We start from the raw sequence: 15,311 nt of genomic DNA on the forward strand, positions 1-15,311 counted from the left end.
GAGTTTTTGGAAATTCATGCGTCTTCGTTGCCGCTGTTTCGAAAACCTGGGATGTTCATAAGATCAAGCCAGAACCTTACTCTCGCTCGTGTCACGACCTCAGAATTGTCTTCAACCACGAAGCCGTTCGGGCCTTGAATTGCAAGGTAAGCCAAAGACTCACTGTCCTCACTGAAACGAATAGTAGATGTGTCAGCGCTTTCGTAAGGTTCCCAAGCAACATTATCTTTAACTATGAAAAAAACCTCTTCGCCGTTTTTAGGGCGCTCAATCGCGAAATACGCAAGATGAACACTGTTCGGGCTAAATAACAAGCCACCGGAGCCGAAGGAATCATACCGATCCCATTCATTACCATCAGCGACGACAAAAGCCTGCCCACCATCAAGTGCAACGTAGGCAAGTCGTTCACTATCTGGGCTAAATGTCAGTGTATTTTCCCCCGAGCTATCGTAAGCCCGCCATACGCGGCGATCAACGACGACGCGGTGCATGTCGCCTTCTATGGCTATGTAGGCAAACCTTTGAGAGTCCGGGCTAAACTTCAGGCTATTGTTCACAAAACTTTCGAAATTCATCCAAGGTTGGCCATCGACGACGGCAAATACCTGATCGCCCAAAAAGGCAGAAAAGGCCAACCGCTTTGAATCAGGGCTAAAAGTTAGTGAATCACGCCCAATGAAATCATAGGGTTGACTGGTCCACTCGTCGTCGACAACTACAATCTGATGTTCAGCATTCTCATCTGAAGAGGCGACTATTGCACCGTAAGCAACGCGAGTAGAGTCGGGGCTAAACTCTAATAGGCCTCGAACAAAGGAGCGTGAGCGAAACTTCCAAGGGGCATTGTCTTTGACCAAATAGTACAGCCCGGACCTACCCGAAGCGAGATAGGCAAGGCTCTCGCCATTGTCCGAGAAAGTCAGTGTTTCGTTACCTACGCCGTGATGTGGATCCCAAAGGATGCCGCTATTGTTCACGGCAATCCCTCCGTCCTTAGCATCAACCAAAAATGCGACGCTATCGCCCTCCTTCGAACAAACAATTGTATCTACAAATGCATGCTCAGAATTGGCAATCTTCTCGCCGTTTCTGTATACGTATACTGTACTATCTTCCATTGCCGGATAAATGATCTGGTCGTCCATGAAGCAATACGTCATGAATTCAGGATAGCACTCTTGATAGAACCCAAGTGGTTCGCCATTGACCAGCACAATGGCGTCATCTCGAAGCCTGTGCTGAAGGCACGTAACAATCTGCGACTGACTTTCATTAATCGCAGGATCAGAAAAATAGCCTTCTCTCTGCATTGTCTCGAGAAGAATGTCTTCAAAGCTCCGCTCGGCAGATAAACCATTATCGCCGATGGGTATGAGGTAAAATGAAGCTCCTAGAACTACCGCTAGCACAAATGCAACGATTAGTGTTATGCCAACCGCACCAACGCCAGACTTGCTCACTATTGAGATGTCGCGCCCTGCTTCAGCTTTGCCTATAAAAGAACGCGCACTCGGGGCGGCTGAACCCGAGCCGCCGGTCAATTTCCCGACGGCGACCTTACGTTCTTGAACGTCATATCGCCCTGGGAGCTGGCTGTTTTTGCTCTGATCCCTTCGACGGCGTCAAACAGCAGTGACCCGCCAGCCATAATGTCATCGATGTTCACTGCATAGCTTGACCGAGTTTCTGCTGAGAGTGCTTCAATCGATTCTCGTAACGTTTCTGCAAGCGCCAGTAGCTCCGCATCTTCCGCTATCGCAGGTTTTTCCAGATCGGCCTTGACCGCAGCCTCAAAGGCTGGATTGTCCGCTGCATCTTCTAGAAGTGATAACGACTTGAGCTTGTGCCGTTCAATCAATCGGGACTTAATCGCCTCATAGGCACTCTTTCCACCGGCCTTTGAGAATTCTCCGAGCGCGCTAGATGCGGCGAGCTTAGCGCCACTTACGAGTAGGCTGAACAATAGTTCAATCAATTGAATCTCCAATCAGTAGAGTCAGAGTTTTAACGTGCACCGGTGTCCATCAGGATTTCAACAAAAAAGGATACCTTCAAGAACGCCGCAGCTTTTTTCAGAAGTTTGTTAGTCCTCGCCGTTGTTTCCATCTACCCAGGCAAAAGCAAAAAAAGGTCAAATTCGATCGCACCGCAACCCACAAACATTTATCCGCTCGGCGCTTCGCGGGACAAGGAAAAAGCAGACAGTACCACTCATGGCAGCACAATCTTTCGTGGCGCAGTTTCTCTAAAGCAGCCGATCGATCAGCCGCAGCGAAAGTCAACTTTGTCCCGCAATTCACCCCTTCGTCCCGATTGCAGCGAATGATCTTTTCTCTTTGATTGCTTAGCGATCCGATGCCGCGCGCATTTCTGGCGGGAGCATTGATGCGATCCTGAACCGCAGGGTCAGGATCGCAATTTTATTTTCGGCTTGTAAACGTAACCTCACAGGGCAAGTATTACGTCGCTCTGTGAGGTCTGGATCGTCATTCAGCAGCAATGGCGACTTCTGCTTCTGCTGCCTCAGCAACTTCCTCAAACCCGCTGCGCTCGGTATATCCCTGCTGTGGCACCGCCATGTAGCGCGGTGTCCAATTCTCCACCTTGGCGATACGGGTGCCATCAAGGCAGGCTTTGATGATGGCTTTCTGGGTCTTGGCGGTCGCCGTGACATGCTCTCGTGCGGCACTGTCGCCCGCAATTTCCGCAACCATGCCATTCAGTGCTTCTTTGTCCCGGATCAGGTCAAAGAACGTCTCGTCGATTGACCACGCTGCCTGCATGTCGGTGCCAAAGCTCTGCGCCAGAATTTCGACCACGCCTGTTCCAACTGCGAGACTGTCCGCCATCAGACAAGTCAGCACACGCATGACCTCGGTATCCTCCAGCGCCATCAGCTTCGTCAGCACTTCGGCAATGTCGGGACGCGCGTTGTAGTCGTTATGTTTGCGCATCAAGGCACCATCCAAGCCCAACAACTCAGCAACGGTATGGTGTTCCACCTCAAATGCCTGCTGCGCGGTATTGGTGGCAAGACTGTCCGTGATCTCAGACTTCGCTGCTTTTTGCGGGTCAGCTTTCACATCCCACAAATCAGACCCCGCAATCATATGCGCCGTGATCAGGCGCAACGCCACATTAGGATGACTGAGCAAATCATTCCGCACGGCGGCATGGCGGTGCAGTTCAAGATAGTTGCCCATGGCTTTGGTGATCTCAGGCCGCACGGTTGTTTGTGCTGTCTCGCCCGCCTTGGCTCTTTCACGCGATTTGATCTCCTTGCGTGACAATTGCCCTTCGTAGAACGTCACCTCGCCATCATGGGCGATATGCACATAGACCTTGCCGCCATTCTCTTTTGGGGTGTCCACGTATTCGTAGCTGGGGAAGTATTCACCGACATTGAGCAGGATGACCTCATCCCAATCGGCGTCCAGATAGGTCGCCTTGGCCTCGGCAATTGCGACATTCTGCAACGCCCAGAACGCCTCTGGATCATCAAAGTAGCTGTCTTCACCAAAGAGATCAGAGATGATGTTGCCAGCATAGCTCTCAAGATCGAACAGCGCGTTGTCGGTTGAGATTTCGGTGCCACCAAACAACCATTGTTTTAACCGATACCCTTGCGGTGCATGATCTTCCTCACTGCGGAATAGGTCTAGCCAAGCCTTTTGCTGCTTTTTTGTCGCCATGGTCAGCAAGCGCAGGGTTGCGGGTTGGATTTGATCCTTGCGATACGCCGTCAGAATAGGATTAAGCAGATTCCCCAAAGCCAGCCGCTGCTGCACCATGCGCTCTGTCAGGCCAAAGCTATAAGCGATGTCATCAACGCTCTTGCCCTGTGCCACGAGCTTGGCAAAGGCCTTGTACTCGTCCACTTCATCCATGGGAGCACGTGCCATGTTTTCCGTCAAGGACGCTTCTATTGCGGTGACATCGTCATCCGCTGACATGACGACACAAGGAACGGGATCAATCTCGGTATCCTCGGCGATCTGACACAATGCATGATAGCGGCGTTGCCCTGCAACCACCTCGAAGGCCTCCCCTGCGGGACGCACCAGCAAAGGCTGTAGCAAGCCAATGGTGCGGATGGACTGCACAAGGGCATCCACGTCTTTTGCACCCGTCTTGCGCACGTTGATGTTGGTGGTTGTGAGATTTTCTAATGTAATGTGTTGAATGTTCATGGTCATTTTCCTTTTTGACTATCGGCACAGGATTGCACCCTGAAACCGCTCAAGCAGAGCGGCTTGGGGCTGCACTCCAGTCATGCGCTGCGATAAATCAGGGAGGTGCCTGCAATCTCGGTTTGCGCGTAGTCGAGGCTCAGGTCACGGGCGATGGCGTCATAGTCGATGTAGAATTGCAGGCGTTCGGGAATGTCCCCAAACAGACCATCGCCTACGAACTGCTCGGCAAGATCGCGCATCGTGTCCAACTCGTAGATATCCACGTCAAAATCGCTTGGCTGGGTGCTGGCATCGAAACTGTAGCCGCACTCACCAACAGCGATGATGACAACGCGTTTGTCGTGATCGTTCCACTCGTCAACGGCATCGAAATACTGCGCGATTGTGCTTTGATAGAGGCCGATGGCTTTCGCCAGTTCACAATCAATCGCCTCGCCATCAATGAACTGGATTTCGAATTCCTCGACAGGGTCGCCGTAGTCATTCCGTAAAGCTGCCGCCTTGGCTTGATATTCCCCCACTGTCTCAAAGTAAAAACCTGTGGCCGCTAAATCGTAGGGTTGTGCGTGGAGTGTCACCGCCCTCAAGTAGCGAAGCGGTAGGGCATTTTCATTTGTCATCTTTCTTTTCCTTCCTTGGATCAGGGGTTGCGTTTGCAACCCTTGGCCCTCGCCGAGAGTGGGGGTGCAAACGGAAGGAAAAATCGGCGAAAGAGCCTCTTCATTGTTGGGGGCAACCTTTAGGGGGAGCCGACAATGAAAGGGTCTCTTCGATCTGTTTTTGCTGAAGTGCGCTGGTGGGCGAAGCCGCAAGACTTGACTTTAAAAAAACGTGCGCAGCGCAAAACCTGTGCGAGGGATGGACGCCGACTGGCCGAGACTGCACCGCAGGCTTGGTTCACGACAGCCCGGTCCGCCAACGGCGGATGCACCAAAAAAGAGGCGAGCTAAAGCCCGCCTCTTCCCCACGCAAACTGATTACAGAACTATCCCGCTGGGGATCGCTCAATCACGTCGCCTTCAGCCTGGCGATCATCTGACGGCTCGCGCAAAACAAGCCTGCCATCAACTGGTACCGCGTCCATGCGCACTTCAAAGCCCTGTCCGTCTTTGTGTGCCCATGCCGCCGCCACACGGCTCCAGGATGATTTCTTGCCATCGCCGATCTGTTTGACGGAATAGCCGATCATGTCAGGACGGCGTGCGCGTGTTGGTTCTAAATGTTCGGTGTTCTTGTCTGTGGTACTCATAAAATATCCTCACTCAATATTGGTTCAACTTATCGGAACATATAGTGAACAAATACAGCCGATGATTGCAAGAATAATCATGAAAAACATACGCTTGTATGTAACGGAGTGGGGCGGAAAGGAGCCGTTCGCTGCGGGTGCGAAATACATTTTTGGCATCAATGAAAGCAGCCGTTCCGCCTTCGTGAACCACACGCAGAACCCCAACTACAACTCCGATAGATTGCGAGAATATTGCCGATAAGGAATTGAAGCTTAAGCACCAGCCGGAATGTCAACTGGCACGGCTATTTGATTTTCAATTTCTGTCCTGAGATCAACCTCTGCCTCCGCGCGCAAACTTAAAACAAGCGCGTAACGTACGGTTCGATCATACCGCCCAAGGGCAGCCTTTTCACGCCACCAACCTCCGACGGGAAACACTGCCATTCCATTCAGGTCAGCTAAATCTGAGGCCACACCTCTCCAGATGTCCGAATGCAGTGACCCAAGGTCACGCAGGTTCGGCCCAAGGGTCCAGCCATCACCACCGCCACCTCCTTGGGAGCTTTCGGGTTCGCGCGCAGCGGCATTAATGCGACGTCGGAAACGCTGCAGGCTTTCATCGGGGCGCTTCAGGGCAAATCGCAGACCATGACCAGGATAGCTATGGCGTTTGGTCCATCCGCGTTCGCCGGGGTTGGGCTCGACGAAGTAGCTCAGCGTGACGCGCAGTTCGACGGGCATATTCTCCAATGCTTCGAGTGTCGTCGTTGGCCAAGGCAGATCGTGGAGGATCATCTCATTAGTTTTGATCCCGCCTTGATTCTTGAGAAACGGTGTGATGTCGCGTTCGATGACGATGGAGACATCATTATCCGTTCCTGCAATCGCTCGACCAAGATTTGGCAACCCAAATCCATAGCGCCGAACGATCTGGCGCATTTGAGTCTTATTTGGTTTTGCAGGGACGTGAGAGAGCATCTTGGGCGTCCATTCGGCTGATTGGACAATCAAAGCACGAACGGTCTCTGGCCATAGACCGGGTTTTGCAGACATGATCTGAGCCGCCATACGCGCTGCGTTTGCGGTCGCAGCGCTGGTGTCGAACGTCGTTGTAAATGCACGCTCTTCGGGTGCACGAAATGTCGTCAATAAGCCGAGATCATCTATTTTTTGAATATGGCCGTCTGTCGGATTGACCGCATAGTTACCCCCCTCAAAAACGACGTCAGGCTTGAGAGGCCAAACTTGAGACCAAGGCAGAGATGTTCTGCTGGCCGGAGACAAATCTCCCCCCGCATCGACGACTTCCCAACCATCATAGGTTTGGTCGGTGACGTTAAGTTTTTCGGTAGTGGCACCGACTGTCAGCACATTCCAAGCTTGAGCGGGATTTTCGATGCCGGAGACATCATTCTGGTTGAGGTATTCATTTGCAGGGTAGGGAGATGCGATGTTGCCTGCTGAAACGGTGATGAAACGCTGTGCCTCGCCTTCACCGTATGCAAGCTCGTCTAGTCGAGCGGACCAAGATGAAGGGCGACCGGTGATATAGGTGTCGGCACTTGTTACAGCTAGGCAGAACGCTCGTTCTCTGAACGGTGCTTCGATTTCGGGAAGGCTGATGGCAGATGCCGTGATATGCCCGTAGAGTTCAGGCGGATTTGCTCCAACATCGGGTAAGATTTTCACCGATTCGAGCTTGTGGCTGAGGGCGACTGCTCCTTGACCTGCAATAAGCTCTGTCAAATCACCATAAAGGCTAACTCCGCTCATCTCGGTACCGTGTCCGCCCCAAGGTTCTTGGCTTACATCCTCAACCGGAAGGCCCTGATCCCAGGCCTGTTGATCTGCCGCCGCAAGACCGGGGCCGATCAGGGGATGACGGCGAGTTGATCCACTGTCGAGCAAACAGACAGCTGGCGCGTCGTCGGAAGGCGGAACGATGCGATCTGCAAGTTCCTGCGCCCAGTCATATTGCTCACCACCGTCCATCAGCATGAATTGAGAAGGCGTATCAGTCGCCAGCCGAAGCTCGGCGATTGCATCTGTGTTCGATACGATTTGTCCAAGTTGTTCTGCTGTACCCCGGGCAAGAAGTACATCCCGCTCTGCAAAATCTAAGATATGTTGGCGGCTTTCCATTCCAACGGCGGCTGCAGCACGGAAAAACACTTGCCGCCTATTGCTGCGCAACCAAACTTCCCACCAAATGTCGCGATCAGGTGCGGGATAGGATGCCGGTCTGCCGGTGAAGAGAGATTTGACTTGCCCGAGTCGCGCGTCTTCCATGGCCGCAACCAACGCTTGGTTTTTGGGTCGCCTGGATTTTTCTACTGGTTGGCCGTCTCTGAGAACTCGGTTACCTTCGTCATCTTTCTCATATGTAACGTTGTCCTCAGTTTCATAGGCATCGATGCGTTGCACGTAGTGACCGCTCTTGCTCTCTGGGACAAAGACAGTTGCCGACAATCGTGCTTCATCCTCAGGATGTTGACGCACGGAAACCAACTCGATTTGTTCTTTGCCTTGACGTGCTTCAAGCTTCTCAACAACAGCTGGATTGGATGCATCTACATCGATCTCCAGATAATATCCCGACGTACCTCCTTCGATCTCAGGATCGCGAGCTTGGATGAGCTGATCGCCAAGTGCTAGCGCGTCATGGATAGCCGTTTTGAGTTTGGCGGCGTGTAACGCCCTATCCCTTGTGGGCAATTTGCCGCTGCCACCCCCCGTCGATGGGGACGTGAAGTCTTCGCTTTGACCATGACCGCTGAAATAGAAGTGGGACTTGTTGCGGCCGGGAGTGTCTACCAAATGGAGTTAGCCTTTATGCTCTTGAGGAACGTTTTCGATCCGAAATGGCCGTGTTGAAATCGGCAAGGGAAATGATCGTCCTACCGTCGAGTACCGAACTTTTTGCTGCATCTGCCGCTACGCGCGCCAACTCAGCCTGGCTATATCCAGAGGTTGCGTCCACAACTGCATCCCAGTCCAGATCAGTGGTATCGAAGGTTCTTAGACGGGCTTTCAGAATACCTTTGGCGATTTCATTGGTTGGAATCTCGTACTCGATGACGTCGTCGAACCTGCGAAATAGAGCGGGGTCAAGCAACTCAGGGTGATTTGTCGCAGCAACAATGAGTCCGTCACTGTCATCGTTTTCGAGGAGCTGCAGAAACGAGTTTAAAATACGTCGTACCTCACCGACATCATTGGTTCCGGTGCGCTTTGCCCCGATTGCGTCGAACTCATCAAAGAAATAGACGCCCCTTGTTTGGCGCATCGCTTCAAAAACCAAGCGCAGCTTTGCGGCCGTTTCACCCATAAAACGGGTCATTAAGCTCTCGAAGACAACGGTAAACAATGGCAACGACAACTCACCAGCCAGAGCCGACGCTGTCATGGTTTTCCCAGCACCTGGCGGACCAATCAGGAGGACTTTGCGGCGCGGTTTGAGTCCGTGTTCCGCGAGTCTCCTCTGTTGCCGATGTTCATGGATGATCCGCATAAGGCGCAATGACAAGTCCGGTGTCAGAACCATGCTGGACAGTCGGGTTTCGGAGTAAGATGCCGACAAAAGTTCCGCTAGATCGCCCTTAGGCTGTGCAAGGGCGATTGGCCGCGCTGTCTGAACTCTCTTTTTGGACCGCGCTTCTTCAACGATTGAACGCAGTTCGGTTGCCACTTTCCCGTGCCCTTTGCGAGCTTCACTGGCAGCCATCTGAAGCGCAACCGACAGAAATTGGTCGTTGTCCTCATCAATGTGGCTGCGCAAGAGAGCCAGAAGATGTTTGGAAGTCGTCATCAGTTAAACCATGCTCAAATTCTCGGGCGGATGCTCTCCGCGAAGCCTAAATTCATCCTAGGGTAACAAGGCTGCTCAAGCAATGAATGAGCTGCATCGTTGATACAAAGTGCTGTTTTCGCAGAACACACCATCGTGCGTCACCGCTTCGGCGTGTGCATTGCTCCGAATACCGCAGCGTACATTAACGTCAGCTATGTCGAGCCGCCCTACAGCATCGATCACCGCATCTGGATGTCTCTCTTGGGCCGCCCTGTAAGCGGCCCTCTTTGTTAGATTTCGATGGCTTCTGCGATGGCCAAAGCATCTTCAAGTTCAACACCAAGATATCGGACAGTGCTATCCATCTTGGTATGCCCCAACAAAAGTTGAACAGCACGCAAATTGCCTGTTTTCTTGTAAATCTGCGTCACCTTCGTCCGGCGCATCGAATGGGTGCCGTAGGCGGTCGCTTCCAAGCCAATCGACGTCACCCAATCCCGGACGATCCGCGCGTACTGACGGGTTGAGATGTGTAGGCGTTCATGGAAGCGGCCAGGCCAGAGATATTCCGACCCAACCATCAGCGGATCTTCCATCCACTTTGCGACCGAAGCTCGAGTGCCTTCAGAAATCTCGAACCGAACGGGTTTCTGTGTCTTGCTTTGTAGAACCGACGCCCGCTCCTTGATCTGGCCTGACGCCATCACATCGACGACTTGCATGCGACAGAGGTCACAACCACGCAGCTTGCTATCAATCGCCATGTTGAAGAGGGCAAGATCACGATGGTTCTCTGCTAGCTCCAAGCGAACCCTGATCGCCCAGACATGCTTTGGCTTCAACGGGCGTTTCTGACCGACGATGCGGCCCTTGTTCCAAGCGGGGCGAAGCGCGCGAATGGCAGGTAAGTTTGGTGTTTCCATGACTGATCCTCCGATCCACCATTCCCTCCCACAACGACAACCAGACGTTGACCGAGGCAGCATATCACAGGATGCTGCGCCTCATCCGATGGCAGTTCTGAGCCCACAGTTACCGATGCTGCACAGAACACAAATGTCGGCAATGCCTTTTCGTGAAGTTCGCTATCTTTCAAATTTGGGAACGATCATTGGTTAGAAAATCTTTATGATCGCCCAACGACTTTCAGTTCTCCAAGGCTCTGTTCAAAGCCTACCATCCAGACAGATCACGGGAGGAAACCATGAAACTCTACAAGTCCGGCAGCGACACCCTGCCACCAAGCATCGAAAACGCCGCTATGTCACAAGGCGCTCGAACAGACAATGTCAACCGCCGCGAGTTTCTCGCCATGGCGACGACCTTCGGGGCCACAACGGCAACCGCCTATGCCATGCTGGGGATGTATGCACCCGCGTGGGCGTCCGAGATCCCAAGAGCCGGAGGCACGCTTCGGGTTGGCATGGTGGTTCGAGCAGGCAAAGACCCCCGATCCTATGACGACAGTCCACAGGCCAACATCAGCCGGGGCTGGTTGGAGTACCTCGTGCGGTACACGCATGACTTCACGTTTGAACCGATGCTGCTGGAAAGCTGGGAGATCAGCGAAGACGCAAAGACCTACATTCTGAACGTGCGCCCCGGCGTGACGTGGCACAACGGCGATGCGCTGACGGCGGAGCATGTTGCGCACAACATTGCGGGTTGGTGCGACAAGGATGTCGAGGGCAACTCCATGGCCGGACGTTTCGGGACATTGATCGATCCCGAGACAGGCAAGGCTGCGGAAGGCACGATTGAGATCGTGGATGACATGACCGTCCGCTTGAACCTGCCCGCGCCGGACATCACTCTCATCGCTGGCATGGCCGACTATCCTGCCGCCATCGTGCATCCAAGCGCAGGCAGTGCGGACCCCTTCAAGGCTCCTCTGGGTACCGGCCCCTACACCCTTGAGAGCCACGAGGTCGGCGTGAAAGCGGTCCTAGTCCGCAAGGAAGGTCACACCTGGTGGAACGCTGGTAACGGGGCTTGGCTCGACCGCATCGAATACATCGACGTGGGCACCGACCCCACGGTGATTGCCTCGCTCTACGAGTCCGAAGAGATCGACGCGAATTATGAGAGCAGCGGTGAGTTTGTGGCCCTCCTGACTGATCTGGGGCTTGAGCAGAACGAGGCTGTCACAGCGGCCACAATCGTTTTGCGGACAAACCAATCCACGGACACAGATCCTGACAACCCATATGCTGACGTGCGTGTTCGCCGCGCCTTGTCCATGGCCGTTGACAACAACATCCTGCTGGAACTGGGGGTCAACGGTCTGGGTATCACGGCTCAAAACCACCATGTCTGCCCGATCCATCCTGAGTACGCCGAGGTCGAGCGCCTGTCATATGATCCGGCGGGGGCCATGGCCCTGCTGAAAGAAGCCGGGATGGCAGACTTTGAGCATGAACTGATCTCGATCGACGATGACTGGCGCAAGAACACAACCGATGCCATGGCGGCACAGCTGCGCGATGCCGGCATCAAAGTGAAACGCTCCGTCATTCCCGGCTCATCTTTCTGGAATGATTGGGCAAAGTTCCCGTTCAGCTCAACCAACTGGAACATGCGCCCGCTCGGGGTGCAGATTTTGGCACTTGCCTACCGCTCTGGCGAGGCATGGAATGAAACGGGGCTCAACAATGCCGAATTCGACAGCTTGCTTGCCGATGCGTTGGCCACGCCTGATGCGAACGCACGACGCGAGATCATGGCCAAGCTGCAGACCATCATGGTGGAGGAAGGCGTGGTGACGCAGCCCTACTGGCGGTCCCTTTACAATCACAGCCGTCCCTACGTGAAAGGCATGGGCATGCATCCGACCTTTGAAATCCATATGGATAAGATGTGGTTGGACGGGTAAGGCAACGTCCATGTCGGCCGGGGATGAACAGCTGAAGGCTGGCACAAGCAAGGAATGGAACTGGCATCCGGATCTGCCTCTCGCCGTCACACCCCTGTTTTCCTGGCCGCCGAGGCCATTGGCAACATTGCGGTGGTTTGTAACTAACTGGCTGCCGATCACCGAATACCTAATCTATGCACTGATGGCCTGGGCCGTCTGGGCTTGGGTGGTGCCACCCTTGGAGCAAATGCAGCACTTAAGCTGGGGATGGGTGTTGCAGCTTTGGGCGCGCAATTTGATCCTGATGACCTTCGTTGCACAAGGGCTGCACCTGTGGCTTTACGGATGGAAGAAGCAGGGCGACGATTTCAAGTTCGACCGGCGCGGGCTGGCCAAGAACGCGCGTGTTTTCCTGTGGAACGATCAGTATTGGGACAATGTCACTTACGCGCTTCTGTCGGGGGTGACCGTGTGGACCTTCTATGACTTCATCGTTTGGATGGGCTATGCCAACGGTTGGGCACCGATGATCACATTCAGCAGCAATCCGATCTGGTTCTTGGCCCTGTTCCTGTTGCTACCCGTTCTACAGTCTTTCCATTTCTATTGGCTGCATCGCGTGCTGCACGTCCCATGGATCTACAAACGCGTGCATTCGGTGCATCACCGCAGTGTTTCGGTGGCCCCTTGGTCCGGCTTTTCCATGCATCCGGTCGAGCATGTCGGCTACATGTCTCTGCTGCTGATCTTTCTGGTTCTCCCTGCGCATCCGACCCACTTCCTCTTCATCGGATATTCCCTGGCGCTTGCCTCAGCTACGTCGCACGCCGGATTCGAAAAACTGGTTCTTGGAGACAAGGCCCACCTGAAGGTCGGCTCGTTCCACCACCAACTGCATCACCGGTACTTTGAGTGCAACTACGGCGGCCCGGAGATGCCGTGGGACAACTGGTTCGGCAGCTTTCACGATGGCAGCCCGGAAGCAACAGAACGTGTGCGTGATACCAAGCGGCGCATGCACGCGAAGTGAGGGCTGAATCCCCGTGGAGACCGCCTCCCTGTCAAGCAGCTGTCTGTGTGGTTCTAACGGTCGGGTCGGACTCCATCTCCGCTATCAGCCAATCCACGAAAAGGGCAATGCTCGGGTCGGGCTTCCCCTCCTTTTTTGTCGCAACAAACCACGGCAGAGGCTCGGGGACCGTCTGCTCGAAGGGTTTGATCAGGCGACCAATGGCCAGATCACGCGCGACAAAAGGCGCACGCGCAATGCCAATGCCCTTGCCATTCAGCACCGCTTCGCGAACCAGCGGGTAGTGGTCAAAAACTGGCCCGTAGGCCATTTTTTCGGGGCTTCTGCCGACGTGGCGCAACCAACAGTCCCAGTCCGCCACGTTCCCGGTGTTTGGGACGGAGAGAAGTTCTGCAGTGTCCAGCAAGGCCAGATTAGCGGGACCTTCTTGCGCTCCCGCCCAACCCGGCGCGCAAACCGGGAAGATGTCGGTTTGAAACAGGAACCGATAGTCATATCGGGGATCAAAAGGCGGCCCGTTGAAAACGCCTACGTCAAAGCGGTGAATGTCGTAGTTCCCATCTTCAAAGGACGAAATGATGCGGACCCGGATCGTCGGATTGTCCTGCAAGAATTCGGCAAGCCGGGGCTGCAGCCACATCGTGTTGAAGCTGTTGTAGGATTGCACCCGCAGAACATTCGCCTCATCCGGCGCTTGCAGGCGCTGCGTGGCGTCCATGATGCCCTGAATGTGTTCACGGATCGACGGATAGTATTGCGCCCCTGCCGGTGTCAGTTCCACGGACCGGCTGTTTCGAACGAACAGTTGGATGCCGACAGCTTGTTCCAGTGTTTTGATTTGATGGCTGACGGCAGCATGGGTGACATGCATTTCATCGGCTGCCTTTCGAAAACTCCTGAAGCGCGCGACAGCTTCAAAAGCACGAAGAGACGTTAAGGTGGGTATGCGTGTAGCCAAGTATTCTTCCCTTCAGAGTGAAGCGCGGGGTCAGCCGAAAAACCCCGCAGCAAACGGTAAATATCTTTTGCCGGTGAAACAATTCATTTCACTACTCAACGCGAGGCCGGGCGGTCAATCTGTCTGAAGAAAAACGGCCGGAAAATCCGGCTCATCAGGATCATCCATGTCTGGTACGAACACAGAAAAATCCATGCGCATCCATGCGCTCGTCCGCGCGATCATCCAGTTTTTCGAGGCCAATCGTGCCCGTGCAACGGGCATAGATCAGGCGTTGGAGAAGATGCGGGCCATGGACCTTTCATTGAGGGCCTCCGTGGATGTCCCACCGCGTGACACGCGTCATGCTACTATTCTGACCGAAGCGATTGAAGACATCACCTCGCCGGACTTGCGTGACATTGCTAGCTGCCTCAAACGCGCCCGACGCGATCTGGTCTGGCGCGAAGACAACGCACAATTCTACGCGCCGAATGCCGATCTTGGCGACGGGTATCGCAATTGCAACTTGCACAGCCTGCTTATCGGTCCGAATGCATGTGGGTTTGAAGCGCAAGACTTCTGTCTTGGCTTCTTCATGCTGGGACCGCGAACACTTTACCGCGATCATGCCCATGACGCACCAGAGCTCTACGTGAACCTGTCCCCTCGCTCGGGATGGAGGTTGTCGTCCAAAGTGTGGCAAGACTACGAGGCCGGATCGATCATATGGAATGCGCCCGGCGAATCCCATGCCACACGCGCATATGACCGCCCCTTTCTGTCGGTGTTCGTCTGGTTGGAAAACATCGGTTCCATTTGCCGAGTCGTTCCGTTCCCGGACTGGGTAGAGATAGAAGATAGCCTGTTCCGGAACGAGTTTTGACACCACTGGCGGACATTGCCTCGGAGTTCGTGTAAGGCAGCAATGTCCCGCGATGTGTGAGTTCGACGAAGCCAGAAGTTCGCGCTTGCAGCGAATGACCGCAAAGCGGGCTGCGACTGCAGCATAGCGATTGGGTGGTTAATGTCTCTTATGGGCCGCCCGCATCGGTAGCCGATTTGACCGCAAGGAGATGCCGCACCGCTTTCGATGTACGTTGAGAGTCGTACCTACCGCATCGCTGCAAAACGACGAATGGCAACTTTGGGGCCAACGGCCAAGTGCGAAGCACTAACATAAGTCACTTCGGTCAGGTTTCAGAGATACAGATTGGCGTACAGATCGCGACTTTGCTTGCCTTGGGCGGATAGGGCGCGGGCAGGGGAG

General features: G+C 54.1%; 12 protein-coding genes. 3 read left to right on the forward strand and 9 right to left on the reverse strand.

The genetic code is table 11. The features are described 5' to 3' along the window. Positions 1 to 14: 14 nt before the first annotated feature. From Q1A34_RS14800 to Q1A34_RS14835, 8 genes are all read right to left on the reverse strand, one after another. Complete coding sequence (locus Q1A34_RS14800; RefSeq protein WP_300035642.1) at positions 15 to 1,463, reverse strand: hypothetical protein; 1,449 nt, start codon at positions 1,461 to 1,463, stop codon at positions 15 to 17. A 77-nt stretch (positions 1,464 to 1,540) separates the two neighbouring features. After that, positions 1,541 to 1,990, reverse strand: a complete 450-nt coding sequence (locus tag Q1A34_RS14805) for a hypothetical protein (protein ID WP_300035645.1) — start codon at positions 1,988 to 1,990, stop codon at positions 1,541 to 1,543. 499 nt (positions 1,991 to 2,489) lie between these two features. After that, entirely contained in the window at positions 2,490 to 4,193 is a 1,704-nt protein-coding gene (locus Q1A34_RS14810; protein WP_300035648.1) for a ParB/RepB/Spo0J family partition protein, read from the reverse strand. A gap of 80 nt (positions 4,194 to 4,273) precedes the next feature. After that, positions 4,274 to 4,774, reverse strand: coding sequence for an antirestriction protein ArdA (locus tag Q1A34_RS14815; protein WP_300035651.1), 501 nt, complete (start codon positions 4,772 to 4,774; stop codon positions 4,274 to 4,276). Positions 4,775 to 5,181: 407 nt separating this feature from the next. Further along, the gene (locus Q1A34_RS14820; RefSeq protein WP_300035654.1) at positions 5,182 to 5,445 is read right to left on the reverse strand and encodes a hypothetical protein; all 264 of its coding nucleotides are present in this window, start codon (positions 5,443 to 5,445) and stop codon (positions 5,182 to 5,184) included. Between the two features lie 255 nt (positions 5,446 to 5,700). Further along, on the reverse strand, positions 5,701 to 8,247 hold the full coding sequence (locus Q1A34_RS14825) for a S8 family peptidase (RefSeq protein WP_300035657.1): 2,547 nt from the start codon (positions 8,245 to 8,247) through the stop codon (positions 5,701 to 5,703). 13 nt (positions 8,248 to 8,260) lie between these two features. Next, positions 8,261 to 9,238: an AAA family ATPase gene (locus Q1A34_RS14830; protein WP_300035660.1), complete on the reverse strand. Its 978-nt coding sequence runs from the start codon at positions 9,236 to 9,238 to the stop codon at positions 8,261 to 8,263. A gap of 272 nt (positions 9,239 to 9,510) precedes the next feature. Then, positions 9,511 to 10,143: a tyrosine-type recombinase/integrase gene (locus tag Q1A34_RS14835; protein WP_300035663.1), complete on the reverse strand. Its 633-nt coding sequence runs from the start codon at positions 10,141 to 10,143 to the stop codon at positions 9,511 to 9,513. A 281-nt stretch (positions 10,144 to 10,424) separates the two neighbouring features. Between Q1A34_RS14835 and Q1A34_RS14840 the strand changes: the two genes are divergently transcribed. Both Q1A34_RS14840 and Q1A34_RS14845 read left to right on the forward strand, forming a co-directional pair. Further along, the gene (locus Q1A34_RS14840; RefSeq protein WP_300035665.1) at positions 10,425 to 12,092 is read left to right on the forward strand and encodes an ABC transporter substrate-binding protein; all 1,668 of its coding nucleotides are present in this window, start codon (positions 10,425 to 10,427) and stop codon (positions 12,090 to 12,092) included. A 10-nt stretch (positions 12,093 to 12,102) separates the two neighbouring features. Then, positions 12,103 to 13,104 carry a sterol desaturase family protein gene (locus Q1A34_RS14845; RefSeq protein WP_300035668.1) on the forward strand — a complete coding sequence of 334 codons (1,002 nt, stop codon included), beginning with the start codon at positions 12,103 to 12,105 and terminating at the stop codon, positions 13,102 to 13,104. Between the two features lie 31 nt (positions 13,105 to 13,135). Here the strand turns inward: Q1A34_RS14845 and Q1A34_RS14850 are convergent, their stop codons facing one another. Next, positions 13,136 to 14,062 (reverse strand): LysR substrate-binding domain-containing protein, encoded by a 927-nt coding sequence (locus tag Q1A34_RS14850; protein ID WP_300035671.1) that lies wholly within the window; start codon positions 14,060 to 14,062, stop codon positions 13,136 to 13,138. Positions 14,063 to 14,228: 166 nt separating this feature from the next. Between Q1A34_RS14850 and Q1A34_RS14855 the strand changes: the two genes are divergently transcribed. Further along, positions 14,229 to 14,927, forward strand: a complete 699-nt coding sequence (locus Q1A34_RS14855; RefSeq protein WP_300035674.1) for a dimethylsulfonioproprionate lyase family protein — start codon at positions 14,229 to 14,231, stop codon at positions 14,925 to 14,927. Positions 14,928 to 15,311: the final 384 nt, after the last annotated feature.

This window comes from uncultured Roseobacter sp. (genome assembly GCF_947491795.1).
GTDB lineage: Bacteria > Pseudomonadota > Alphaproteobacteria > Rhodobacterales > Rhodobacteraceae > Roseobacter.